This is a genomic window from Pseudoalteromonas sp. GCY (assembly GCF_016695175.1).
Lineage (GTDB): Bacteria > Pseudomonadota > Gammaproteobacteria > Enterobacterales > Alteromonadaceae > Pseudoalteromonas.
On the sequence record NZ_CP068022.1, the window covers coordinates 854,854 to 878,330 of the forward strand.

The 23,477-nt window shown below is 42.3% G+C and carries 22 protein-coding genes; 10 read left to right on the top strand and 12 right to left on the bottom strand.

The annotated features are described in order from the left end of the window. Nucleotides 1-186: 186 nt before the first annotated feature. Nucleotides 187-3,141 (top strand): TonB-dependent receptor, encoded by a 2,955-nt coding sequence (locus JJQ94_RS03355; protein WP_099031546.1) that lies wholly within the window; start codon nucleotides 187-189, stop codon nucleotides 3,139-3,141. 599 nt (nucleotides 3,142-3,740) lie between these two features. Continuing rightward, nucleotides 3,741-4,064 carry a hypothetical protein gene (locus JJQ94_RS03360; RefSeq protein ID WP_236596429.1) on the top strand — a complete coding sequence of 108 codons (324 nt, stop codon included), beginning with the start codon at nucleotides 3,741-3,743 and terminating at the stop codon, nucleotides 4,062-4,064. A gap of 51 nt (nucleotides 4,065-4,115) precedes the next feature. Here JJQ94_RS03360 and JJQ94_RS03365 read toward each other — a convergent pair whose 3' ends face one another. Then, on the bottom strand, nucleotides 4,116-4,841 hold the full coding sequence (locus JJQ94_RS03365; protein WP_099031545.1) for a substrate-binding periplasmic protein: 726 nt from the start codon (nucleotides 4,839-4,841) through the stop codon (nucleotides 4,116-4,118). A gap of 140 nt (nucleotides 4,842-4,981) precedes the next feature. On the opposite strand from JJQ94_RS03365, the gene JJQ94_RS03370 reads away from it, so the two are divergent. After that, on the top strand, nucleotides 4,982-5,809 hold the full coding sequence (locus tag JJQ94_RS03370) for a TPR end-of-group domain-containing protein (RefSeq protein ID WP_442960325.1): 828 nt from the start codon (nucleotides 4,982-4,984) through the stop codon (nucleotides 5,807-5,809). Here the strand turns inward: JJQ94_RS03370 and JJQ94_RS03375 are convergent. The 5 genes from JJQ94_RS03375 to JJQ94_RS03395 all read right to left on the bottom strand — a co-directional run bounded on the left by JJQ94_RS03375 (nucleotide 5,787) and on the right by JJQ94_RS03395 (nucleotide 10,591). Continuing rightward, entirely contained in the window at nucleotides 5,787-6,689 is a 903-nt protein-coding gene (locus JJQ94_RS03375; protein ID WP_172439975.1) for a hypothetical protein, read from the bottom strand. The genes JJQ94_RS03370 and JJQ94_RS03375 overlap by 23 nt on opposite strands. A 4-nt stretch (nucleotides 6,690-6,693) precedes the next feature. Further along, nucleotides 6,694-7,434 (bottom strand): ferredoxin--NADP reductase, encoded by a 741-nt coding sequence (locus JJQ94_RS03380; RefSeq protein ID WP_099031542.1) that lies wholly within the window; start codon nucleotides 7,432-7,434, stop codon nucleotides 6,694-6,696. Between the two features lie 69 nt (nucleotides 7,435-7,503). Next, the gene (locus tag JJQ94_RS03385; RefSeq protein WP_099031541.1) at nucleotides 7,504-8,469 is read right to left on the bottom strand and encodes a hypothetical protein; all 966 of its coding nucleotides are present in this window, start codon (nucleotides 8,467-8,469) and stop codon (nucleotides 7,504-7,506) included. Between the two features lie 194 nt (nucleotides 8,470-8,663). Next, nucleotides 8,664-9,365, bottom strand: coding sequence for a purine-nucleoside phosphorylase (gene deoD / locus JJQ94_RS03390; protein WP_010369942.1), 702 nt, complete (start codon nucleotides 9,363-9,365; stop codon nucleotides 8,664-8,666). Between the two features lie 14 nt (nucleotides 9,366-9,379). Next, entirely contained in the window at nucleotides 9,380-10,591 is a 1,212-nt protein-coding gene (locus tag JJQ94_RS03395) for a phosphopentomutase (protein ID WP_099031540.1), read from the bottom strand. A gap of 308 nt (nucleotides 10,592-10,899) precedes the next feature. Between JJQ94_RS03395 and udk the strand changes: the two genes are divergently transcribed. Together udk and JJQ94_RS03405 are read left to right on the top strand one after the other, a co-directional pair. Continuing rightward, on the top strand, nucleotides 10,900-11,529 hold the full coding sequence (gene udk / locus JJQ94_RS03400; protein ID WP_099031539.1) for a uridine kinase: 630 nt from the start codon (nucleotides 10,900-10,902) through the stop codon (nucleotides 11,527-11,529). A 12-nt stretch (nucleotides 11,530-11,541) separates the two neighbouring features. Beyond that, entirely contained in the window at nucleotides 11,542-12,765 is a 1,224-nt protein-coding gene (locus tag JJQ94_RS03405; protein WP_099031538.1) for a NupC/NupG family nucleoside CNT transporter, read from the top strand. Nucleotides 12,766-12,936: 171 nt separating this feature from the next. On the opposite strand, the gene JJQ94_RS03410 is transcribed toward JJQ94_RS03405, so the two are convergent. After that, nucleotides 12,937-13,821, bottom strand: a complete 885-nt coding sequence (locus tag JJQ94_RS03410) for a DMT family transporter (protein ID WP_099031537.1) — start codon at nucleotides 13,819-13,821, stop codon at nucleotides 12,937-12,939. Nucleotides 13,822-13,961: 140 nt separating this feature from the next. On the opposite strand from JJQ94_RS03410, the gene JJQ94_RS03415 reads away from it, so the two are divergent. After that, on the top strand, nucleotides 13,962-14,951 hold the full coding sequence (locus JJQ94_RS03415; protein WP_099031536.1) for a WD40 repeat domain-containing protein: 990 nt from the start codon (nucleotides 13,962-13,964) through the stop codon (nucleotides 14,949-14,951). 387 nt (nucleotides 14,952-15,338) lie between these two features. Then, entirely contained in the window at nucleotides 15,339-15,761 is a 423-nt protein-coding gene (locus JJQ94_RS03420; RefSeq protein WP_236596483.1) for a hypothetical protein, read from the top strand. A 53-nt stretch (nucleotides 15,762-15,814) separates the two neighbouring features. Here JJQ94_RS03420 and JJQ94_RS03425 read toward each other — a convergent pair whose 3' ends face one another. The 3 genes from JJQ94_RS03425 to JJQ94_RS03435 form a co-directional block, all read right to left on the bottom strand. Next, nucleotides 15,815-16,066 carry a DUF2999 family protein gene (locus JJQ94_RS03425; protein WP_010369956.1) on the bottom strand — a complete coding sequence of 84 codons (252 nt, stop codon included), beginning with the start codon at nucleotides 16,064-16,066 and terminating at the stop codon, nucleotides 15,815-15,817. 8 nt (nucleotides 16,067-16,074) lie between these two features. Further along, nucleotides 16,075-17,274 carry an RsmB/NOP family class I SAM-dependent RNA methyltransferase gene (locus tag JJQ94_RS03430; RefSeq protein ID WP_236596430.1) on the bottom strand — a complete coding sequence of 400 codons (1,200 nt, stop codon included), beginning with the start codon at nucleotides 17,272-17,274 and terminating at the stop codon, nucleotides 16,075-16,077. 335 nt (nucleotides 17,275-17,609) lie between these two features. Next, nucleotides 17,610-19,049, bottom strand: a complete 1,440-nt coding sequence (locus JJQ94_RS03435; RefSeq protein ID WP_099031535.1) for a chitinase — start codon at nucleotides 19,047-19,049, stop codon at nucleotides 17,610-17,612. 215 nt (nucleotides 19,050-19,264) lie between these two features. Between JJQ94_RS03435 and JJQ94_RS03440 the strand changes: the two genes are divergently transcribed. The 3 genes from JJQ94_RS03440 to JJQ94_RS03450 are packed head-to-tail and all read left to right on the top strand — an operon-like array spanning nucleotide 19,265 to nucleotide 21,688. Continuing rightward, complete coding sequence (locus JJQ94_RS03440; protein WP_099031534.1) at nucleotides 19,265-19,822, top strand: GNAT family N-acetyltransferase; 558 nt, start codon at nucleotides 19,265-19,267, stop codon at nucleotides 19,820-19,822. 1 nt (nucleotide 19,823) lies between these two features. Beyond that, nucleotides 19,824-21,158, top strand: coding sequence for an NAD(P)/FAD-dependent oxidoreductase (locus JJQ94_RS03445; protein ID WP_099031533.1), 1,335 nt, complete (start codon nucleotides 19,824-19,826; stop codon nucleotides 21,156-21,158). Then, complete coding sequence (locus JJQ94_RS03450; protein ID WP_099031532.1) at nucleotides 21,158-21,688, top strand: GNAT family N-acetyltransferase; 531 nt, start codon at nucleotides 21,158-21,160, stop codon at nucleotides 21,686-21,688. The genes JJQ94_RS03445 and JJQ94_RS03450 overlap by 1 nt, the downstream gene beginning before the upstream one ends. A 51-nt stretch (nucleotides 21,689-21,739) precedes the next feature. Here JJQ94_RS03450 and JJQ94_RS03455 read toward each other — a convergent pair whose 3' ends face one another. Then, on the bottom strand, nucleotides 21,740-22,426 hold the full coding sequence (locus JJQ94_RS03455; protein ID WP_099031531.1) for an outer membrane beta-barrel protein: 687 nt from the start codon (nucleotides 22,424-22,426) through the stop codon (nucleotides 21,740-21,742). Between the two features lie 247 nt (nucleotides 22,427-22,673). Next, nucleotides 22,674-23,369, bottom strand: coding sequence for a hypothetical protein (locus JJQ94_RS03460; RefSeq protein WP_236596431.1), 696 nt, complete (start codon nucleotides 23,367-23,369; stop codon nucleotides 22,674-22,676). Nucleotides 23,370-23,477: the final 108 nt, after the last annotated feature.

Here is a 23,477-nt window from a genome sequence, read left to right on the forward strand (position 1 = left end):
TTATCTTTTTGGATAAAAGTAAAAAAAATGAGACAAAAAACAACAAAAGTTAACAACACTCCCAAAAAAAATACCTAACTTAATGTTTCTTATACTTATAATAAATTTTTTAATTTTACATTTGTAATGTTATACAAACCTTGTTACAAAATAAGTGCATCTATGCAAATATGTTAAGGAATAATAATGAAAATAAACTTAGTAACATTAGCCGTAGTTCTTGCGCTATCATCAATAAACCCTGCGTTCGCCGATAACTCGACAGGTTCAATATCGGGCATTGCCAGCCAAGGCTCTGTTGTAACAATCAAAAATACAGATACAGGCCTATCAAGAACTTTTTCAGTATCGACGAATGAGAAGTTTCACTTTAGACAATTACCTACAGGTAATTATACGGTCTCTAATGGTGAACAAAGCTTCGATATCGTTGTAACTGTCGGTGGCACGCGATCTATCGATTTTACAGACAAAGTTGAAGTCCTCAGTGTAGTCGGTTCCCGAGTTTCTCCTCTGGATTTGACTTCAGTGGAGTCAGCAACTGTATTTACAGCGGAAGATATAGATCGATTACCAATTACAAAAGACTTAACGAGTGTTGCATTACTTGCTCCAGGTACGACTAAAGGTGACTCAGGCTTTGGCAACCTAGCATCATTTGGTGGTGCCTCAGTTGCTGAAAATGGCTATTATATTAATGGCTTCGATGTTACAAATATTCGAAAATTCACTTCTTTTGCCAACCTTCCCTACGATGGTGTATCACAACAACAAGTTAAAACTGGTGGTTATGGGGCTGAGTATGGCCGTTCACTCGGCGGCGTAGTTAATATAGTAACAAAACGAGGGTCCAACGATTGGGAATTTGGAGGTTCAGCATATTGGACACCAAAAGGCCTACGTGAAGAACGTACCGATAACTTGAGCAAGCAAACCGACCCATCTCCAAGCGAAAAGTACCATGTCTACAATTCTGACAATACTTACGATTACTTGAAATATAACGTTTACGGTTCTGGCCCTATCATTGAAGACAAACTATTTTTCTTCGCAATGTACCAATGGCACGACGATGAATGGAATGATTTTAATGTCGACAGAAGTACACGTAATACCGATGAGTCGCCTCTAGGTTTGTTTAAGTTAGATTGGAATATTACTGACAGTCAGGTACTAGAATATACCTATATTCTTAATGATGATGAGTACACGATTCATCCATACACCAACCCTGAAGACGAATATTACACAGGTAAGCATGGCACACCAGCAGATCCATATTCAATAAGTGATAGTGGCGATATTCATATCCTTAGCTACACGGGATACATTACTGATAATCTAACTGTAAATGCACTTATTGGCCGTATGGAGTTTGACTCTAATGTGAGAAATCCGCTTGAAGGACCTGGAGCCGAATGCCCATTAGTTTACGATCGTCGCGAAACTCCAACATCTTCACAACGAATAGGTTGTTGGGGTAAAGATTCAAATCAATATTATCGCTACGACCCCGAAGGAAAAACAGAATCTGATACTCGCGATTCGATTCGATTAGGATTACGCTACGACATCGGCGCGCACAGTATCTCTTTTGGTTATGACAAAGAAGAATTTGAGTCAACCAAACTGGGACGAGAGTACTCTGGTGGTGATTACTGGCGCTGGCATAGAGGCACAGGAAGTGAAGTTAGAGGTGTCGTGGTGCCTGAAGGACAAGATTATATTCGCCACCGGACTCTCACCCAAGCTTCAGGCAAGTATCTCGTAGAGAATACGGCGTTTTATTTTACTGATGAATGGCAAGTTACAGATGATATCATCCTTCGATTAGGCATTCGTGCTGAAGGATTCGAAAACTTTAACTCAAAAGGTGAATCCTTTGTGAAAGGTGACACTAAATATGCTCCTCGACTGGGATTCTCTTGGGACGTATTCGGTGAAGGTGATAAAAAGCTATTTGCCACGGCGGGACGCTATTACATCCCTATCTCAGCCAATACTAACATCCGTGGTTCTGGTATAGAATTCTCCACGGAAGAGTACTTCCTTGTCGATAGTGCTGATGAAGATCCAACAACAAGTGCGCCGACCAAGTTAGGTGCTAAATTAGGTGAGACATCATATAACGGTGATGAGAATCCTCCTCATCCCGGCTCTATTGCCGCTATTAACCTTGAACCAATGCACCAAGACGAATTCATCTTAGGCTATCAGCAAGAGTTTGATATTTGGACAGTCGGCGTTAAAGCTATTTATCGTGAAATAAAAGATGGTATGGATGACTACTGTGGTCACCAAGCATTTATAAACTATGCAAACGATAATGGCTACGATAACTTCGACTACAGCAGCATGGCAAATTGCATGATGATGAACCCAGGTAATGACGTTGAAATTGCCATGGATCTTGAAAACAATGGAAACTATCAAGCAGTTTCAATTCCTGCCAGCTACTTTGACCTAGATAAATATAAACGTACCTATACCGCAGTAGAGTTTTTCTGGGAACGAGCATTTGAGGACAATTGGTATTTAAAGGGATCGTACAGTTATGCGAAGAGTAAAGGGAACGCGGAAGGCTATGTGAATTCAACACTAGAGCAGGATGATGCAGGAGCTACGCAGGACGTAGATCATGCGTTATTCCAAAAAGGGGCATATGGTTATTTACCGAACGACAGACGTCATACATTAAAACTGTTTGGTGGATATAACGTCACAGAAGAAATTGCAGTGTCTGCAAATATTTTAGTTCAGTCTGGTAGACCTGTAAGCTGCTATGGATATCTACCATTGGAGCAATACAAAGACGAACTAGGTGTTGATTATAGTGGGCTCGCAAGCTATAGCGCATCTTCGTTCTTTTGCCAAGGTAAGCTAGGTAGTCGCGGTAACGAAGGAAGAACACCTTGGGTTAAAACTGTTGACTTAGGTGTGACATACAGACCTGAGTGGGCAGAAAACCTAACGTTACGTGCAAATATTAAAAATGCATTTAACTCTCAAGAAATTACAGAGTATACAGAGACAAGTGAGATCGGTTCTGCATCGGCTCCTGAGGCAAACCCTAATTATTTGAATGCTTCAAACTATTTAACGCCTAGAAGAGTTGAATTATCTGTTAGTTATAAATTCTAAAAAAATAAAATCAAGCTCGATGCGTTGCTAATCCTAGCATCGAGCTTTTCCAACTAACTAAAGTTGGGTATGAGGTGCATATTATTATTCTGCACATCAGTCTAACTCTAAGCTGCTTCAATTACTTTCCAACTGTTTAGCGCCATATTCCTTTCTTTACACCACTATCACCGCAGAAAGGAAACCACAACAACTTATAAAAATAAAAAACAGTTTTATTACTAAAATTAAATTTATTGATAACATACCTACTTGACCAACCAATACCAACCTGCTTAATTAAGTGGTCTATTTTGAAGCAAGAAAATCTTGTCGATAACAAGGAAAATATTTTGCTATTTACTTGTTCTAAATGAGAAATTTTTAACATAGTCAGCGTCAGATTTACTCCTTCAAATTGAACATGTATTAAGTGAAATTGGTATAACTGTGCTTTAGACACAAAACTAGAGGTTGCTGCTTTCACTAAACATGCAAATGCGGTTGGTAACTTAGAGGCGTTAACACAAAAACACAGCGAACAAGCGGGTGCCACGGGAAATGGCTACTTTATTTTCAATCCAGCCTACTTAAGAACTGATCGTTACTTCAACTGTAGCGTGCCGCTAAATGCCAATATTGGCCAATTTACGCTAACCGTTCATGGAACAACTAAAGGATTAACTGGTACTAATGCCTTCTGTTCGATTTCAAGAATACGTAAAGTAAGTGATGGCGGTATCGATAAATGGTTCAAGTTTAAAACTGGTAAAGCTTTTTATTGGACAGATATATCTGATCCAAACGTAGCAGAAGAGCAATTTGTTAGCCATACCACCACTTTAGATAATAACTACGAAAGTGGCGCTGTTTTGGACCTCAAGTGCAGAACAACGTGGGATAAAGGCAGCGTGGCAGTTGGTCAAATTGAGCTTAGCTACTAATATTGAGTAGTGCCCTAACACTATGGGCAATCTTTCCCTGAGGATTGCCCATTATGGTCCAACAAATTCTTGATTATGCTTTACCAGTGCACGCCTAATTCGGTCTATGAGCTTCGGATCTGTATCCTTGCTAAATGCCATACATCCACGCTGCTGAATTGCCTTCGTCACTTCTAAAAGCGGTGTAACTTCATCATCGTTAAGCCCAGCGGCTTTAAGTTCCTCACTCATGATGTATTCCGTTGACATTACAATATCTATCCGCCCTTTGAAAAAGAGTTTGTAAAAGCTTTTGGAGTCGGCGGCGACCACCAAATGAGTTCCTTGAGTAAACCCGTGTTGAATCAAAAAATCATAATAGATATTGCCTTTTACTACTGCAGAAGTGTATTGCTTGGCATCTTCCAATGAAGCAACTTGAATATCCTTGCGCGTTTTAAGTTTGAAGAAATACACGCCCACAGGGCGGATCAAAGGGCATGCCCATTCGTAGTCAGCTTCACGCTCAGCGGTACGATAAATAGAGTAAATCATTGTATTTGGTCGCTCTTTGGCAATTTTCATTGCCCGTACCCAAGGGTAAACTTTTATCTCGTAGTCAATTTCAGCAGCTGCGAGCACTTCCCTTACCTTTTTTGTTGCTCTCCCAACAACCTCACCTTTGTCATTGGTGAAGTTGTACGGCTTCCACTCTTCGGTTACCACCAGTAGATCTTTTGCAGAGGCACTCAAACTCGTTAAAGAGAGTATAATCAGGCTATAAATCGCTAATTTCATTACATAAGCCAATATTTCTTCTCCGCTTTTTGCAATTCCACCTTAACTCATGCACCATATTAAAAATACAAAGTTTCAAGAACATCAATATGAAAAGCATAGTACTATTTATCCTTCTCGTCGCTTGTAGTTTTACGAGCATGGCGAATGAACAAGCAACGCAAAAAAAGCCAACAGAAAACCAACAACAACAGGCTTTGTCACAATTACAAGAGCCAATGTATAGGCCCTTAATTGAGCGCTACATTCTGGATGAATTAAGAGCAGTCAGAGAAGATCAAATGCGCTTAAGAGCTGATATAGAGAAGAAAATCAGCCACTCTCAGCTAGATACTGCAGATCGCGCAATTACCTACACCACGGATACCATCAATAATGTGCTCTTTTTGATCACAGCAGCTGCGTCTATTTTAGTTGTCGTTGGTTGGACTTCTTTTAGAGATATTAAGAGTAAAGTTGAAGATATCGTTAGTCTGCGCGTTGGCACGATCACCGACGAATATGAAAAGCGCCTTCAGGTTATTGAAGAGAAATTACGCGAACGTTCTGAGGAAATCCTCAATAACCAGAAGAAAATCTCTATAACGAATGAAGTACACTCTCTGTGGATGCGGGCAAATCTTGAGAGTGACATGAACTCTAAAATTGAAATTTACGATGAGATCCTAAATCGCAAACCGGAAGATGTCGAGGCGATTGCCTACAAAGCCGATGCTTTATTAGAGCTTGGCCAAACCAACACAGCAATTGCTTTGTGTAATCAAGCATTAGAAATTGACAGTGACTATGGTTATGCCTATTGGCAGCGCGCGTGTGCTTACTCCATGCTATATAAGCATGCAGATGCGATGGCCGACATCCGTATGGCTTTGGAATATGCGCCTAACTTAAAGAATGAGTTACAGCATGAGCCAGCGTTTGCGAGCCTTGCAGACAACCAGAGTTTTAACGAGCTGGTGAATAGTTAAGTTGTTTTAGCAGCTCGATTTGTAATTGCGTAATCACGTCGAGCTGCTTCTTAGAGATAATTAACGGATTTTCAATTTGATGGATTGCAGCCCCTTGCAAATTAAAGTTTTTTTTCAGCTCAACCATCATCGTGCTGTCATAGAAAAGTGCAGCCAAAGAGCCGTCTTCAAATGCTTGTGTTAAACCATACTCCAGACGTTTATGAAGTTTAATATCCTCTTTGCGGACATAGAAGTACACCATTGAAGGGTAGAGCAACAGGTTTTTCTCGCCATAAGTCACTTGCTTGTTATCGAACGCCTTAAGCTCAGGTACTAACTCAATGACACCTCGTGGAAAAATCTTACCAGCACTATTTGCAAGCACTCGATAACTTGACAACCCATCACCATATTTCTCCACCGTAAAGCCCGCTTTTTCAAAAATATGAACATCGGGCCAATCCTTCCCTAAGACGACGTTGAACTTTTGTAGCTCAGCTAATGATAAATGCACATTCAGCTTGCCGCTGTCGGCCACGTTCATTGCCAGTGCCCTTATACCAAAGCTGCCAAACGCGATGGGAATGGCCACCGGCTTTGCTTGAGTGTCTCTAGCTGCGGTAGAAACCGTCCAAAACACATCGACATTGTGCTTTAGCAATTCCTTAAATTGCCGTGACTGATTGATTGGTAAATCAATCGGCTCTATCCAATACTCGCCATAACGTTCGCGTGATTTATCTAATGCTAAACGTAAGACTGACAAAAAGTACTGGTTCTGCGGCGTGCCATTTTCCTTTGCGGCATCCACCACTCTGATGACCTTTGATTCTGCAGAAACAGTATAAACGGCTACCATAAGCAACAAGTACAGGACATAAAAAACACGAGCCCGCATAAGATTACCAATATTGCTCAACGGTGATCTGCCCAGGCTTGGCCCGTCTGTGGCGTTCATATCCCATAATCTGCAACTGAGCACTTAGCTCCTTTACCATTTCGGGGTTACCACAAAGCATAAAATGACTATTATTCGGAAACTGCTTATAGCCAAGGTGAGTTAATAATTGCTTGTTTTTTATCAATTCAGTGACTCGCCCTTGGCAACCGAGCTCAGGTTGTTCACGTGTTACGAGCGGCACATAAGTAAAGTCGTCTCTTTGTTGTTGCAATTGTTCAAGCTGTTCGCGGTAACACAAATCTGCATTTAGTCGCACACCATGAATAAGGATCACCTGTTTAACCTTTTGCCACACTTCGGCTTCTCTGAGCATAGACAAAAATGGGCCAATCGCTGTACCTGTACTTATCATCCAAAGCGTATCGCAAGGTGGTAGTTCATCTAGTATAAAAAAACCGTTTGCTTGGTAAGTTACATCGAGCTCATCACCGACTTGTAGCTGATGTAAAGGCACAGAAAGGTTACCGTCTGGTACTTCGACTAACAAGACTTCATGAATTGACTCTGATGGTGGGTTTACAAAGGAATATGCTCGCGCAATGCGCTTATCCCCTTGTTGCAAACTCAATTTAGTATATTGACCAGCCTTAAACGGTGCGATGTCTGCTTTAAATTTGATACTAAATAATGTTGGCGTCCAGTGTGTGATTTCGACGATTTCTCCTTTTACCCATTGCGACATTATTTCTCCAAAACTCACAAGCCGTATTTATTTAACGATAACATAACCATGGCAAAAAAATTGGCTTTGTCAAAGTTTCGGGCACCAAGTTTTACCCAATTCAACAGGAAGCGGATCTCTGACGATGATCTGTGAAGTGACTTTCGGCAGCGACAGATTAAACTTGTCGATATGCGCATTCACCATGGAGGCATATCCTGTATTCGCAGCGCCGAGCGAATAGGCTTTCATTGTTGTCGACACGGTTAAGGCTTGTTTGTTTTGCTCTAGCTGTTGTACCAGCTCTCGCAACCAACCAAGATAATGCTGATTATCTTCTATTAGGGAAGGTTCCGCTGTAATATCAGCAAGCGCCTTGTGGTAGTTGGAGAAGTCTGAGTTGAGTACATATATCCCAAGACTATTGATTAATACTCGCTTCACAGCCCTATAGTTTTCATCTTTTGCATAATGGGTCGCCGCATCAACGTAGTAGCTCAGCGCCTCATCGGCTTCACCCATTGCAAATGTTGCATTGCCAAGCGCAGTTAACAGCCCCGCTTGCATAAAGCTTGGTAACATTTCTTTATCTACGCTTTTTAAGAGATTGTAACCGATAGCGGGTTGATCTAGGCGCGTGTACGCAATCGCGATATTCACTTTAAGTGCAGACTTATGTTGGAAGCTAGCCGGAGCGTTCATTGCACATCGATAATGCCAGATAGCTTGTTCATTCTGGTTACGGCGACGATAGCCAACACCAATATTAGTCAGAATTTTTGCCTTATCTTCGTCCGCCAAAGTCTTGAAGGGTGGCGCTTTAAGACTATCTAGCGCCTTAATAAAAATGGCGTTATTGAATGTATTTGCACTTGCTCTAATCGCTAGATAGTGAAGTTGATATGAGTCTGTAATAGCAAGGCCCTGTTGAGCAATCGCGTTTTGGTATACCTTAAGTGCTTCGTCAGGCGCGTTTTTGACCAAAGACTCGAACGCATCTAAGTCCACTTCAACATTCGCCATCAGTGCTAAAAAGCCCAGAACAAGAATCGTCATCACCCAACACCAGTACTTTACTATTAGAAAAACTCTACCACCTTTATTCAGTTTAAACTAGTCGAGGGAATTTCGGATGGACAAAGATCAAAAAAAAAGCCGCTTCAAGCGGCTTTTTTGGGTGTGATTCGCGTTGTTTTAGGCGTGTCTCCAAAACTCTGCGATTACGTTACCAAGGAACTTTTTAAATTGTATTAAATTGATTCTAGTGCAATTTTAACCATTTCATTGAACGTGCTTTGACGCTCTTCTGGTGGCGTTGCTTCACCAGTAATAACATGGTCACTTACTGTGAATAGTGCCATCGCTTTTGCACCATATTCAGCCGCTACGCCGTATAAACCAGCTGTTTCCATATCAACAGCCATTACGCCTAGCTTGTCTAATTCTTTATAAAATTCACCATCGGCTTGATAGAAAGTATCTGTAGTGAAAACATTACCAACTTTTGCTTCAATACCTAAACGGCGAGCAGCGTTTACGCCATTTTCTAATAAACCAAAATCAGCAATTGCAGCGAAGTCATAACCACGTACACGAGCACGATTCACGTTTGAGTCTGTGCTTGCGCCTTGTGCAAAGATCACATCGCGGATCTTGATGTCTTGACTAATACCACCACATGTACCGATGCGGATCAGGTTCTTAACACCAAAGCTAACAATAAGCTCACGAGCATAGATTGACATAGATGGAATACCCATGCCTGAACCCATGATGCTAACTGGCTTACCATTGTAAGTACCAGTAAAACCAAACATGTTGCGAACGTCAGTTACCTGACGAGCATCTTCCAAAAAGTTTTCTGCAATGTATTTTGCTCTTAGTGGATCGCCCGGCATTAATACCGTTTCTGCAAAATCACCTGGCTTTGCGCTAATGTGTGGAGTGCTCATATTGTTTCCTTTAGTTAGGCTTTTATCTCGGCCTTAAAGCCTTCACCGTACTGCGTTGCATCTAAATCAAACCACTGGGCAAGCGTTTGACCTATGTCAGCAAAACTTTGTCTTTCTCCTAACGGAGTATTGTTCATACCCGGTGTATATGCCAATACAGGCACGTACTCTCGAGTATGATCTGTGCCTTCTGCGGTTGGGTCACAACCATGGTCGGCAGTCACTAAAAGCAAGTCATCAGCTTTTAGTTTGGCAATAATTTCCGGTAAAAATGCGTCAAACTCAGCAAGTGCTTCTGCATATCCCACTGCATTTCTGCGGTGACCAAACTTTTCGTCGAAGTCGACCAAGTTGGTGAAGATAAGACTATGGTCTGGCGCTGTGTCCATCACTTCGCTTGTCTTCGCTAGCAGATTCAAAAGACCCGGCGCTTTGTGCTTTTGCGTGATCCCTTGATGCGCATAGATATCTGCAATTTTACCAATACTAATTACTTCGCCACCGTCATTGGCTAGCTTATCTAGCACAGTCGGCGAAGGCGGTAATACCGAATAGTCTCGGCGGTTACCGGTACGAATAAAGTCGGCACTTGAAGTGCCTATAAATGGCCGCGCAATCACTCGTCCTATATTCATTTCATCAAGCAGTGCCCGTGCGATTTCACATACTTGATAAAGCTTGTCAAGTCCAAACGATTGCTCATGAGCGGCTATTTGAAAGACGCTATCAACTGAGGTGTAACAAATCGGCTTACCGCTTTGCACGTGTTCTTCGCCCAGCTGTTCTAAAATCGTTGTGCCCGATGCGTAACAGTTACCCAAAATGCCTGGGATGTCTGCACGTTTGCACAATTCATCTATAAATTCTTGTGGGAAACACGGGTTAGTATTTGGGAAGTAACCCCACTCAAACAATACTGGCACCCCTGCCATTTCCCAGTGGCCAGACGGCGTGTCTTTACCACTCGATAATTCTTTTGCATATCCCCAAGCAGCACTTGGCTCAATGGTTTGCGCCACGACGCAGGTTTCTTTACCTGCAGCTTCACATGCTGCGATCAGACCTAGCTTAGAAAGATTAGGTAAGTCTAACGCTTGTCCTTTTTCTTCTTTATATGCCTGTAGTAAATGAGCGAGAGTATTAGCGCCTACGTCACCAAACTTTTCTGCGTCCGGTGCTGCGCCAATGCCTAGGCTATCCGCCATTAAAATGATTGCTCTTGCCATAGATACCTCTCTATACCGCTTAGGCTATTATTTATTCTTAAATACATGGTTACCTTAAGCGTTGGTTACTTTATGTTTGGTTAAAAAAATCGTACAGGACATAAGTCCGCTGTCATAAAATAGTCACAAAATTCACGAAAATCTGCGATCTTGCTAATTTAGCTCTGTCGCCCTCAAGCGGACATAAGTCCTGTTTCGAGTCCACCAAACCCGTTAAATTTGCTCATTAAGCGAGGCAAAAGAGATTAATCGTGTCTTTTTTGCTATTGTGATCTTCCAACATAAACAACTGCTGGGTGTGAACTTTAGTGACACGAACTATTATAGCTATAGCTGGCGCATCTGCGTCTGGTAAGTCTCTTTTTAGTCAAACGATCTACAACGAACTAGTGAATGAGCTTGCCTCAGGCACTATCGCGGTAATCGAAGAGGACGCCTATTATAAAGATCAATCGTATTTACCTATAGAGCATCGTACTCAAACGAACTATGATCATCCTGATGCGTTTGAACACGAGTTGTTACGCGAGCATTTAACTAAGCTTCGCCTAGGTGAATCCGTAGAGGTTCCTACCTACGATTACGGACAGCATACACGTAGTGATAAAACCCGAATAGTAAACCCTGCTAAGATACTAATCGTCGAGGGGATATTACTACTAAGCGATCCTGCATTAAGTGAAGAGTTTGATATCAAGGTGTTCATTGATACACCTTTGGATATTTGTTTGCTGCGTCGCATGCAAAGAGATATAGAGCACAGAGGAAGAAGTCTGTCATCTGTGGTAGAACAATATCAGGCGACGGTAAGACCGATGTTTTATCAGTTTATCGAGCCATCCAAGCATAATGCCGACTTGGTTGTGACCCGTGGCGGTATGAATCGCGTTGCGATTGATATTATTAAAAGTAAAATAAAATATTTGCTACAAGAATAACGGGAAATTGGCATGACAACAATTATGAGCTTAGTGGGCATGATGATGCTCCTAGGCGTAGCATTTGCGTGTTCGACAAATCGCAGTGCTATTAATAAGCGTACCGTAGGCGTTGCATTTTTATTGCAAGTCCTTATTGGTGGCTTTGTACTCTTTATTGAAGCGGGTAAAAATGTATTAGCTTCAATGTCTAGCGCGGTTGCCAAAGTGATTAGCTATGCTAATGACGGTATCGGTTTCTTGTTCGGACCATTGGCCAAACAAGATTCGCTAGGGTTTATCTTTGCTATTCAGGTGTTACCAGTGATCGTGTTCTTCTCAGCGCTCGTTGCTGTGTTGTATCACCTTGGTATTATGAACTGGATAATCAAAATTTTGGGTGGTGGCTTGCAAAAGCTACTACAAACGTCACGACCAGAGTCGCTTTCAGCTACGGCAAATATTTTTGTCGGCCAAACTGAAGCGCCCTTGATCGTAAAACCGTTTATTCCAAAAATGACGCAATCAGAGTTGTTTGCAGTTATGGTGGGCGGTTTGGCGACGGTGGCAGGTTCCGTTATGGCGGGCTATGTTGCGATTGGTGTTGAGCTTAAATACCTCATTGCCGCGAGCTTTATGGCAGCACCGGGTGGTTTCTTAATGGCAAAAATGATTGTGCCAGAAACCGAGACACCACATGAAAACCTATCTGATGTAGATAGCGGTGATGATAAACCAGTAAACGTAATTGATGCGGCAGCTTCTGGTGCATCAAGCGGTATGCACTTGGCACTGAACGTCGGTGCGATGCTACTTGCGTTTGTGGCACTAATTGCGCTACTAAACGGTTTACTAGGCAGTATTGGTGGAATTTTTGATTACCCAACACTGACGCTACAAGAAATTTTAGGCTACGTCTTTGCCCCTGTCGCTTGGCTACTTGGGGTACCTTGGTCGGAAGCCGTGACGGCAGGTAGTTTTATCGGCCAAAAATTGGTAGTTAACGAGTTTGTTGCCTACCTAGATTATATGAATTATCGCGATACGTTGAGCACGCACACTCAAGCGATTGTCACATTTGCTTTATGTGGATTTGCTAACTTATCGTCGATTGCCATCTTACTAGGCGGACTTGGTGGTATGGCCCCAAGTCGTAGAAAGGATATCGCTCGCCTAGGGCTCAGAGCAGTGTTAGCAGGGTCTATGGCTAACCTCATGAGTGCAGCAATTGCAGGTTTCTTCCTCTCGCTAGCTTAGAAACTTATTGAGATAAGCCGCAGTTGCAAAACAATTGGTTGGTTGCTTTAAGGGGTTAAAGTGACCACACTAACTTGAACGATACTTCACCAAAGGGCCTTTTAGGCCCTTTTATCGTTTCTGAGAAACGCTTTTTTGACCGCCCTTCGTTAAGGGACCAGCACCTCTCACCTACAGCTCATTCATCGCTTTTGGCGGGAATATCTTTTCTTGTAGCCCAGTTACTAGGCTGACTCCAAGCAAGACTAAAATACTGCCAAGGATTGTGTTAGCACCGATTTGCTCTTGCAAAAAGAGATGTCCCCATAAAATCCCAAACACAGGAATTAAAAAGGTAACGGATAAAGCAGACGCAGCGCCGAGATCTTCGACTAACTTAAAATAGAGAATATAGGCAAAGCCCGTACATAATATGCCAAGTCCAACTACCGCACTTATCACTGTAGAGTCAGGCGTTTCTCTCATTGGCATAAACCAAATAAAAGGCAATACCAATAGCGCAGAGCCCCATAAGTTACCATGAGCATGATTGAATGCGCTTATTTTTGGTGCAGTTTTGGTGTAATGAGAGGCCACCGCATAGCTCAGAGTCGCACACAGGGTTGCAATAATAGGTAACCATGCACCTTCGTCCAATACGGTGCTATCCAACCCAACTAGCGTGATAACACCTGCAATCCCAAATCCACATCCTAGCCACACCGACTTTTGAGTCGGCACTTTTAGCCAAAACACACTGATTAACACACCCCAAAATGGTGCGGTTGAATTTAAAATTGAGAGCATGGAAGCGTCAAGCGTTTGCACAGCATAAGCGAATAACATAAAAGGTAACGCTGAGTTAAACAGTCCGAGGATTAAAAAGTGCTTTTTGTACTGCCAAAAATGTAAATTACGCTTTAATACTAAAGCAACCGCGGCGAGCGTTAACGCACCAAATAAGACTCGAAATTCAATGAGTACAGCAGGACCAAGGACACCGGCAGCCACTTTCATAAATAAAAATGAGCCACCCCAAATTGCGGCAAGTAACACTAAGCCAAGAAACCCTTTCACTCCATACTCCAAGGTTAATATTAATGGAGCTTTACCTTACGCCGATATATAAATACAGCACAAGCCATTTTTGGTACTGTCATTAGGATGTGTTTAACTTTCTTTGAGAAAGAGGGAAAGGCTAAGACTTAAGGTATAGAATGAAACTCGCTTTTTACGCAATGATAGTCACTTTGCTTATCCTCACCGGATGTAGCAAAAGGCAAACTCTAGAGCCAACAGAGCAAATACAATTGACTCAGTTGCCGGTTAGTCTCGCCCAACTTTCAAGTGACGCGGCGTTAACCTTACTACTCATTGACGATCATTTACTACAAGTATGGGATAACCAAAGCCAACAGCTCATTAAACAAATCGAAGGAAGTAAATACCAACTTACTTTTCGTGACGCTTTAATAGCGCCGAGCAAGCGAAGTATTTTGAGTATTTCGGACACCCAACTTAACATCTGGCAATTGCACTCAAACGAAGTTGTCAGTTATCCATTACCTGAATTTGACTCGTTCATTCGCGTTACCAAGGCCCTGTGGTCCAGTGACGAGCAGTTTATCGCCCTTGGCTACAATGACGGCGGCGTACTGCTTTTAAGTTTAGATGAGCAAACCATCACCAGAATAAAACTTCATGAAAGCAGCATTACACATTTGATTTTTAATCGTAACTTGACCTCGCTCTACTCGGCCTCTTTAGATGGTCACGCTAAAAGACTTGAGTTACAGAGTAAAAAAATCACCGTGGATTATGAGCTGCCTCATCGTATTACCAGTTTGGCATTATCACAAAATGAAAACTGGCTGTTCGTTTCAGACGCCCTGCAAGACCAAAAATTCATTGATACTCGTACAGGTGAGCCTATGTTGTCCCTATCCTACCCTCAGCGCTTCAAGTTTTTTCGTAGCGCGCAATTCGTAGCTGGCGACGAATTTCTACTAACAACCTCTTCCAAGGAGTATATTTCGCTATGGGAATTAGCGTCTGGAAAAGAGATTGTCAGTTGGCCAGTTGCACAACTGAATTTGGGCAGCACCGTTTATGATGTACACATCTCCGATAGCAATGTGCTCACAACGATAAGTTCAGACGGCGTATTGGAAAAGTGGGCATTAACACCTATTTTGTTTGATTATTAGAGACAAAAAAAGGTAGCATTCGTCGATAATAAAAACATAATAAATACACCTATGGATCACTCAAATTTTGACAATCAATCGCGCTGTTTGAACTGCCACACTCAGCTTGTTGGCGAGTACTGCTCAGGCTGCGGACAGAAAAAAGCCTCAAGACTGACCTTTAAACACTTAGGCATTTTGCTTCAAAGCGCACTGCTTGAACTCGAGTCCCCCTTTTTTAAATTGCTTTTAGGATTATTACTTCGACCCTTTAAGACCATTCTTGGATATTTGAATGGACAGAGAAGCCGTTTTGGTAATCCCTTCAAGTTTAGTTTTATTCTACTCACCGTGATCGTGCTTGCCTCGCATCTACTTGAAATCAGCTTCATATCCAGCAGTCAACTTTTGGAATCGAAAGATCAGCTCAAATGGCAATCTGAAATCGCACTATATGAAGCAACGCACATTTATCGCGTCTTTATTCTGGCATTCTTACTAGGATTAGCCTCTAAGCTAGTTTATCGTTCTGCGCCCTACACAGTACTGGAGTACGCTATAGGGCACCTACTCATTCTTACCCTAAGCATACTGATATTCTCAATTCCACTAATGCTTGGTATCTTCGGCGAGCAGCTTTACGCAATTTTTTCGCTCTTATTTTCTGGTTTGTACAGCATAATACTTAACTATAAAATGGCGGAACATGAGCTGGTAAAGTGGAAAAATTGGGGTAAGGCAGTCCTTGCCTATGCAATAGGCTCGACACTATTTTCTGGTATTCTCGGATTTTTATTTGGGGTATACGGTGGTTTTACTCACAAGATTTGATCTGCATGTGAATTATTTAGCTAGACAAGGCTGAGCTTGTCTAGCCGTTAATACTACTGCTTTAACTGTGCTTTTGCAGCCTCAACCTTTTCAAAATCAAGACCTAATTCGTTAACTGCTTCTTTGATCAATGCAGGATTTTGCATTACCAAACCCATCAACTGTTGAAGCTTTTCGGGTGGAATACCTAGTTGCTGAATAGTAGCCATCGCCATCATTGGATTTTCAGTCAACTGGGTAAATACCGCTTGGATCTGTTCATCCGAAATATTGTGCTCTTTAAGTAATGCAATGATTGGGTTCATCTTGTTTCCTAACTATTTTTTACTAATCGTGCGGCGTAAAAACCGTCAAACTCTGAATTTACTCCTGGAAGTAAACGTAGTGAGTCTTCTAACCGCCAATTGGGGTTATTTGCCAAAAAGCGTTCAACCTGCTGCTCATTTTCAGAAGGGAGAATTGAGCATGTTGCATACACCAGTTTGCCACCCACCTTACACATTTGACTGTAACGCGCTAGAATATCGGTTTGCAAAGCAATAAGTGTGTCTAAATTTTGCGAATTCAAGTGCCACTTTGTATCTGGATTACGCTTTAATACACCAAGGCCTGAGCACGGCACATCCAATAGCACGCGATCAAACTTCTCTTTTTGGCGTTTAATGGTTTTATTGTTTTGAATAACGCGCGTTTCAGCAACATGCACACCTGCACGTTTCGCTCGTTGTTTCAGCGTTTCGAGCTTATGTTCATGGATGTCCATAGACAACAAGCGACCTTTATTCTCCATCAGCGCCGCTATATGCAAACTCTTGCCACCAGCGCCTGCACAGGCATCAACCACTTTATGACCAGGCTGTATTTCTAAAAAAGGCACGATTTGCTGAGAACCTGCGTCTTGCATTTCAAACCAACCAGACTGAAATGCTTGAGAGCGGAACAGATGGCTATTGGACTCAACTTTTAGCGCGACATGAGAATCAAGCGCAACGTGTGAAACCTTGATCCCTTCTTTTGCTAAGGACTCTGTCACAGTCGCAATATCGCTTTTTAGGCTATTTACTCGCAAATATTGTTGAGCACTTTGATTTAGCGCGGATGCAACCGCTGGCCACTGCTCACCGAGTTGCTCATTTGCAACCTCGTTTAACCAATCAGGTAAAGATAAACGAACGGCTTGAGGCGCCTGCTCAATTAAGCTTTGTAGCTTTTCCAAATTATAACGCTCAGTATCCACCCACTCAGGAAGCGGCTGCGCTGTAACAACTTGGCAAGTTAACCAGTAGCCAAAGCCATCTAGCGGCATTTCTTCATGCTCAAGTAGGTAAGCCAGTAACCGTTTAAAGCGGAAGATATGGTAATAATTGCTCACCACATACTGCCTTTCATCAAGGTTCCACTGAGGGTTGTTCTGTAGTAATTGAGTTAATGCTTTATCGGCATGAAGAGAAGTATCTAGCACATGTTCAATGCACTCAGACAGAGTTTGGACTAACGAGCGAGTTACAGACACGATATGGTCTCGATTATTGCTAAAACACTATTTTAGCGCGCATACCATAGGGCATCAATTAGAGTTTATGATCTTTGCCATAGAATCTTAAAAGTTGTGGGACTAACATAACCAGCCCCACAGCTATTAGCTTATTTAACCTGAGGTTTGGATAAGAAATGAACTAACTCATTGTTTTTAAAATAATATTAAATTATTTCCTTGTCTAGCCAGAGAGTTTTAGGGGTAATTAGGCGAATTTACGCACCAATAGCTTGCTATTGGAAGTGAATTCAACGCAGTTAGCGCTAAAACTGGCTGCTAGAAAAGCATTAATTATCCGAAGCTCAGGTTATTTAGTTAACCGCTAACCAAGGACCCGAGCCATCGGCAGTTGGGATATTTCCTTTGGTCCACCACTTGGCTTCGTAGATCACACCATTGTAGCTCGCTCTATCACCTTTTAAGTAAACCTTGTCGGCATCCCAAGCGAGTACACCGTCAACAGGCGGTTCAGTCGGGTTGGTTGGTAAATCATCGACAACTCGTACTTCAGGCCAACTTGCGTGTGATTGATAAAAATTTGTCACACATTTTTCGTAGTCTCCTGGCACAAGCGCTGAATAAGCTGTTTGATACCCCACGAGTTTACACTCAAATGAATAACCTCCTGGGCGGTCTGCATAATAAGCCCAATCACCTTCCCAGTTGGTGTAAAGGACATCAGTAGCGCCGTCGAGGTTTAAGCTACCGTATGGTGTTTGCTGCCAACAGGTATTTTCTTCATCAGCTTCAATGGTGATGTTGTAATAATGCGAGAGTCCTTCCCAATAACGAATGCGGTTAACGGGCTGACCTTTGTCTTTATTTTGCGCGCCGCATTCAATACCACCATTAATAATATTAATCGTGGTACCAAAGCCATAACCAATCCCCGCCTCACTTTCACGCAATGATGGTGTCCAAGTTCTATCAATAACGTGTAACATTGCAGGTTTTGGTGCTTGCGGCGTTAAGAAAAACCAAATTGCAGACGCTAAATTTAGCCAAGAATCGGCTACTAGACCTGGGTTATTTAGTAGCACTGTTGCATCACCATTAAACATAACTTCACTAAATGCGCCATAGTTGAAGTGATATGAAAGCTGCTTAGCGCCTCGGCCAAAATACCCTTGCCCCGCTCCACATGGCCAGCGGCGGTTTTGCCAGTCATTTTGTCCACACCCTGTGGTATAACCAGCTTGCCCTTCTGACCAACCCATTTCACGCACATGAACCAATGCTTGTTGCCACTCTTCTAACCCGAGAGGGTTATCAGAAGTGTTGTCTTTGGCAATATGCCCCCCCGTTTCTTGGGCAAAATGCGCAAATGCAGTCACGATTGAGCGTTTACAGATTGCGTCGGCGTCTCGGCCATCTGTATAGTCGCCACAAAATGCGGGAAACTTGCCAATAGCACGCAAAAAACGAGTGTAGGTGTATTCAGGCGCCGCCATTTGCGTAAGAAATTGCCACTGGGTTTGACCAAATACCCGCTCAGCTCTTTTTACATTATCTGGATTACTGGCAAGCCCCGGCGCAATTGCCTCTACAACCGCATTATCTCTTGTTTCCAGTGCTTTAGACCAAATCGCATACATAGGGTTGTTGGTCTTCGCGCTCTGGGCATTATTCAATTCTATTCGAGAAACAATATAACCATTGGGGTTTTGTGGATCGGGTTGCGGACTCATGGCCATCACTTGACTTGCAGTTATGGCAAGCGAAACTGCGGTCGCTAATTTTAGACTGTTCATACTCTTCCTTTACATGTTGTTGTTAATAGTGGAACCCACCAATTCAACAATTATTAACAAAATGACATCGCTGTCAAATTTTGTTCACTTTTTTATTCTTACAACACATATAATAACGTTCACAAAAACCGATGAACCTTAGCGTTTTTGGTACATAATCCAACGTGGTATGCTAGTCAAAATGCCTCACAGTAAATAACAACAACAGAGAGCCTATGAAAATTATTCCTTTACAACCAGAACATTTCGAGCGCGTTATCGCACTTGGTAATCTCGTTCATGGTGATAATTATCTTGATAACGCGGGCATTGAACAAATGCGCCAAAAAGGCTGTAAAGACGGTATAAATGCTTCCTTTGTTGCCCTAAACGATGAAGATGAGTTGCTCGGCTTTAGAACATCATATAGTGCCGGACAATGGCCTATAGATAAGTGGAGCTCACCGTCTTTGTGGCCTGTTGATCAAAATAATATGGCATATTTTAAATGTATCGCGGTATCGCCGAACGCACAGGGCCAAGGTATTGGACCCCAATTACTAAAACATGCAATAACAGCATTAAAACAACAAGGCGCACGAGCCGGCGTTGCTCATCTTTGGAAACAAAGCCCAGGTAACGGTGCCGTTAAATACTTCACCAAAGCCGGTGGCAAACTGATTAAAATCCATGATGATAAGTGGCTAGATGACTGTATCTATCACGGCTATGTTTGTACTATCTGTGGTACTGAATGTCACTGCCAAGCAGCAGAAATGGTATTGGAGTTTTAAGATGTCAGGGTTTGACCCACTCACTCAGCCACATTGCCAAGGCCAAGCTTTTGCCAACAGCTACTGGGCTGCAACCTGCCCTTTAGGTACGCCCACTCCTTCGCTAGATAAACCATTACAAGTAGATATCGCAGTGATCGGTGGTGGCTTTACGGGCTTACTTACCGCCTACCATTTGGCAACCACTCATCATCAAAGCGTTGCCCTATTTGAAGCAAATCAAGTTGGCTTTGGCGCGAGCGCGAGAAATGCGGGGTTTGTGCTACCAAGTACAGGACGGCTTGGTTATGCACAACTGGCCACAAAGTATGGCTTGGATGTCAGTAAAGCCATATATCAAGAGTACAACAACGCCGTTGCTTTAGTGCGAGAACATATCGACACCAATCACATTGATTGTAATGTGCAGGCATCCGGGTATTTGAAAGTTGCACACAACCAGCAAGCATTTTCGTTACTAAAAGCACAGTCCGAATTTCTCACTGCAACCATGGGTAGCAAGAGCCATCAGTTACTGTCTCAGCAACAACTAACCGAAACCTATATGCACAACCAGCAAGGGTTTGGTGCATTGCGATTTGACAACGCGTTTGGTATTCACCCTTTGAAGCTGTTGCTAGGTTACAAGGCATTAGCTCAGCAAGCCGGTGTGCAACTTTATGAAAACAGTCTGGCCACCCACCATCAGAATCAAAGTGGCAACCACCAGCTCGAAGTGAATGGCCACAAAGTCTCAACAAATAAGGTAGTGATCGCAGCGAATGCCTATTCTCAGCGACAATTTTCGCCGTTAACTCAAGGCCGTTACCTGCCTATTTTAAGTAGTATTATCGTGACTGAACCACTCAGCGATGAGCAACTCGCTGCCAATGGCTTAATCACAGAGCAAGTCGTCATGGATACCAGACGGCTTAAATACTACTATCGTCGCCTTCCTGACAACCGTATTTTGTTTGGTGGGCGAGGTGCGGTGTTTGGCCATGATCAGGACAATGCAAAATATCAATACAACTTGCGCTCAGCACTTAACGATTGCTTTCCTAAACTCGATGTTAAAGTTGATTACTTTTGGAGTGGTTATATTGCCGCCGCGCTTGATGATCTTCCCCATATCTACAGCGAAAACAATACCGGGTATGTACTTGGATATTGCGGCTCAGGTGTAGCGTTTAGTGCTCAGGCAAGTATTCGCCTTGCTGAAAAATTAATGGGTCTTAAAGTCCCTGATTTACCCATCTATACTAAGCCACTACCCAAGTTTCCAATGCCACAATTAAGAAGAGTAGGCCAACTCGCGTATTACCAATATGCACAAATAATGGATAGGGTGACGTAATGCTTAACGCCACCATTCGTCCGGCTGCTCCTTCTGATGCAGTGACACTTGCCGCGATATCTATTCAAGTTTGGCTTGATACCTATGCGCAAAAAGGGATCCGCCATGAGTATGCTCAATTCGCACTGGAAACTTTTTCATCGGCTTACTTTTTAGAGCGCATTGAAAATCCTGAATTTAGTATTTGCGTTTCTGAGCAAAACGGCCACCTTTTAGGTTTCATTTTGACCAATCACAACTCAGATTATAATAACGAAAATTATGGTTACGAAATTGAAAAACTATATGTGTTAAGACATTTTCAGGGGAAAGGTGTAGGCTCTCAGCTAATGAACTATGCTTCTATAAAGCTCGGTCCTCGTTTTTGGCTCTATACATGGGTCGAGAATCAAGCAAACCTATTTTATGAGAAGTATGGGTTAACTAACGTTGGAAAATTCACGTTTACATTCTACGAATGGGAAATTGAAAATAACGTTTTTCGTTCATCTGACACTTTAAAACACTTGTCGAATGTCAGGCAAAGCTAACATCAAGGGGGAGTAGTTACAGCCGCCGGTTAGCGACTGTATCCCGCTAGCTTAAAAGCTATATCTTAAGTTTACACCAAAGTTATCGTATTCGTCTGCATTTCTGTAGCTAACATTAGCTGAGATGCTGTCGGTAAATTGGTAACTAAGCTTGGCTAAGTATACAAAGTTAGTTTCGCTTTCATCATCTTGAATACGTTCAAGACCAAGACCAACACGTGCACTCAGAGCTCCGAATGAATGCTCGTAGGCTGCTTCAATATGGTAATGATCGCTCGTGTCACTCTCTTTATCAGAGAAGCTTTCTTGATAACTGTAGCCATCGTTATAAGCAATATCTGCGATGCCTGAATAATCCAGTTCTAATTTGTATCTAGAATAGCCACCATATACATCGACAAAGCCAACATCTGTTACATCAAACTGATGACCAACTAAAAGGGTAAGATAGTTTAAATCTGTCTCAACTTCAACCGTTGTTTCTATATTTGCGTAATAATCGCTTTCGATTAAAGTACCTTTAAAGTCATCACTTAATGCAGCATAAGTACCTTGAAGATAAAAGCCGTCAAATGCCTTGTTTACCGTAACTGCGATACCCGTAGGCTTGAATTCATCAACGCCATCAAGCGTGATTTTTCCATAACCTAGTTCAACGAAGTTTGTTGAGTTTGCTAGGCTGGCTGTTGATGCAAATAATGCTGATGCTAATGCCACTTGCTTTAAAATTGAATTCACGATCCACTCCATCATTCTCGTATTTAATTCGTGGCGCATACTACGGCAATTACATATAAATACAATCAGAACCCAAAATAAATACAAAATGATTTTGTAACAAAGTTTGTTACTATTAATCAATGCGTTAACTTGCTCGAGTTCAACTCAGTGTCGTAAACCAAGCGGAAGAAAATTAGCTAGGCGCTTTGGAAGTGGATGCCATACCGTTCACAATAAGATTAACGGCATGACAAGAGCATTGTCGTCAGAAACTATACCTCAAATTCAGACTGAGAGTATTGTAGACCTCAGCATTTCTATAGCTCACGTTTGCGGAAATATTATTGGTAAAACGATATCCAACCTCAGCCAGATACACTAAATTATTCTCACTTACATCATCCTGGATCCGCTCAAAGCCAACACCTACCCTAAAATTAAGGTCTACATGTGTATAGTCATAAGCAGCTTCTAAATGATAATGATCACTTGACTCATTTGCCCCTTGATCAAGAAATAATATAAGCTCTTTATTGGTGTAACCATCATAGTGCGTCGTATTGACCAAGCCTGAATAAGCTATCTCTAATCTATGCCTAGAATAGCCGCCATAAATATCAATAAGGCTATGATCATTCAAATCAAACTGTTTACCGGCCAATAGGGTATAAGTTCTAGAGTCAACATCGAAATCTAAAGTGGCTAAAACGTCTTCTTCTGCACCATAAACTAATCCGGTAACCGCGACGTCATCAGCCATAAGAGCAGAAGAACCTTCTAGGTAAAGCCCGCCAAACTCTATATTTGCTGTAATGACAAAGCCTTTAGGCTCTATCTCACTGACGCTATCGAATGCTACCCGACCAAATCCAAGCTCCATGAAATTTGTTGAACTGGCGATGCTAGGTAGTGAAGCTAACATGGCGGTAAGACTTATTGCCATAATTGAAACTGAATTCACAATCGTATCCTTGCTGATAGTTCCATGGTTAAAACCCAATATAGATACAAATTATTTACATAGCAAATGCTTTACAATATAAGCCGCCTAAAAATGCCCCACCACTTC

Coding starts and splice junctions, on each gene's coding strand:
- JJQ94_RS03355 (WP_099031546.1), top strand. CDS start 187: ATGAAAATAAACTTAGTAACATTAGCCGTAGTTCTTGCGCTATCATCA.
- JJQ94_RS03365 (WP_099031545.1), bottom strand. CDS start 4,841: ATGAAATTAGCGATTTATAGCCTGATTATACTCTCTTTAACGAGTTTG.
- JJQ94_RS03370 (WP_442960325.1), top strand. CDS start 4,982: ATGGCGAATGAACAAGCAACGCAAAAAAAGCCAACAGAAAACCAACAA.
- JJQ94_RS03375 (WP_172439975.1), bottom strand. CDS start 6,689: ATGCGGGCTCGTGTTTTTTATGTCCTGTACTTGTTGCTTATGGTAGCC.
- JJQ94_RS03380 (WP_099031542.1), bottom strand. CDS start 7,434: ATGTCGCAATGGGTAAAAGGAGAAATCGTCGAAATCACACACTGGACG.
- JJQ94_RS03385 (WP_099031541.1), bottom strand. CDS start 8,469: ATGACGATTCTTGTTCTGGGCTTTTTAGCACTGATGGCGAATGTTGAA.
- deoD (WP_010369942.1), bottom strand. CDS start 9,365: ATGAGCACTCCACACATTAGCGCAAAGCCAGGTGATTTTGCAGAAACG.
- JJQ94_RS03395 (WP_099031540.1), bottom strand. CDS start 10,591: ATGGCAAGAGCAATCATTTTAATGGCGGATAGCCTAGGCATTGGCGCA.
- JJQ94_RS03405 (WP_099031538.1), top strand. CDS start 11,542: ATGACAACAATTATGAGCTTAGTGGGCATGATGATGCTCCTAGGCGTA.
- JJQ94_RS03415 (WP_099031536.1), top strand. CDS start 13,962: ATGAAACTCGCTTTTTACGCAATGATAGTCACTTTGCTTATCCTCACC.
- JJQ94_RS03425 (WP_010369956.1), bottom strand. CDS start 16,066: ATGAACCCAATCATTGCATTACTTAAAGAGCACAATATTTCGGATGAA.
- JJQ94_RS03435 (WP_099031535.1), bottom strand. CDS start 19,049: ATGAACAGTCTAAAATTAGCGACCGCAGTTTCGCTTGCCATAACTGCA.
- JJQ94_RS03440 (WP_099031534.1), top strand. CDS start 19,265: ATGAAAATTATTCCTTTACAACCAGAACATTTCGAGCGCGTTATCGCA.
- JJQ94_RS03445 (WP_099031533.1), top strand. CDS start 19,824: ATGTCAGGGTTTGACCCACTCACTCAGCCACATTGCCAAGGCCAAGCT.
- JJQ94_RS03450 (WP_099031532.1), top strand. CDS start 21,158: ATGCTTAACGCCACCATTCGTCCGGCTGCTCCTTCTGATGCAGTGACA.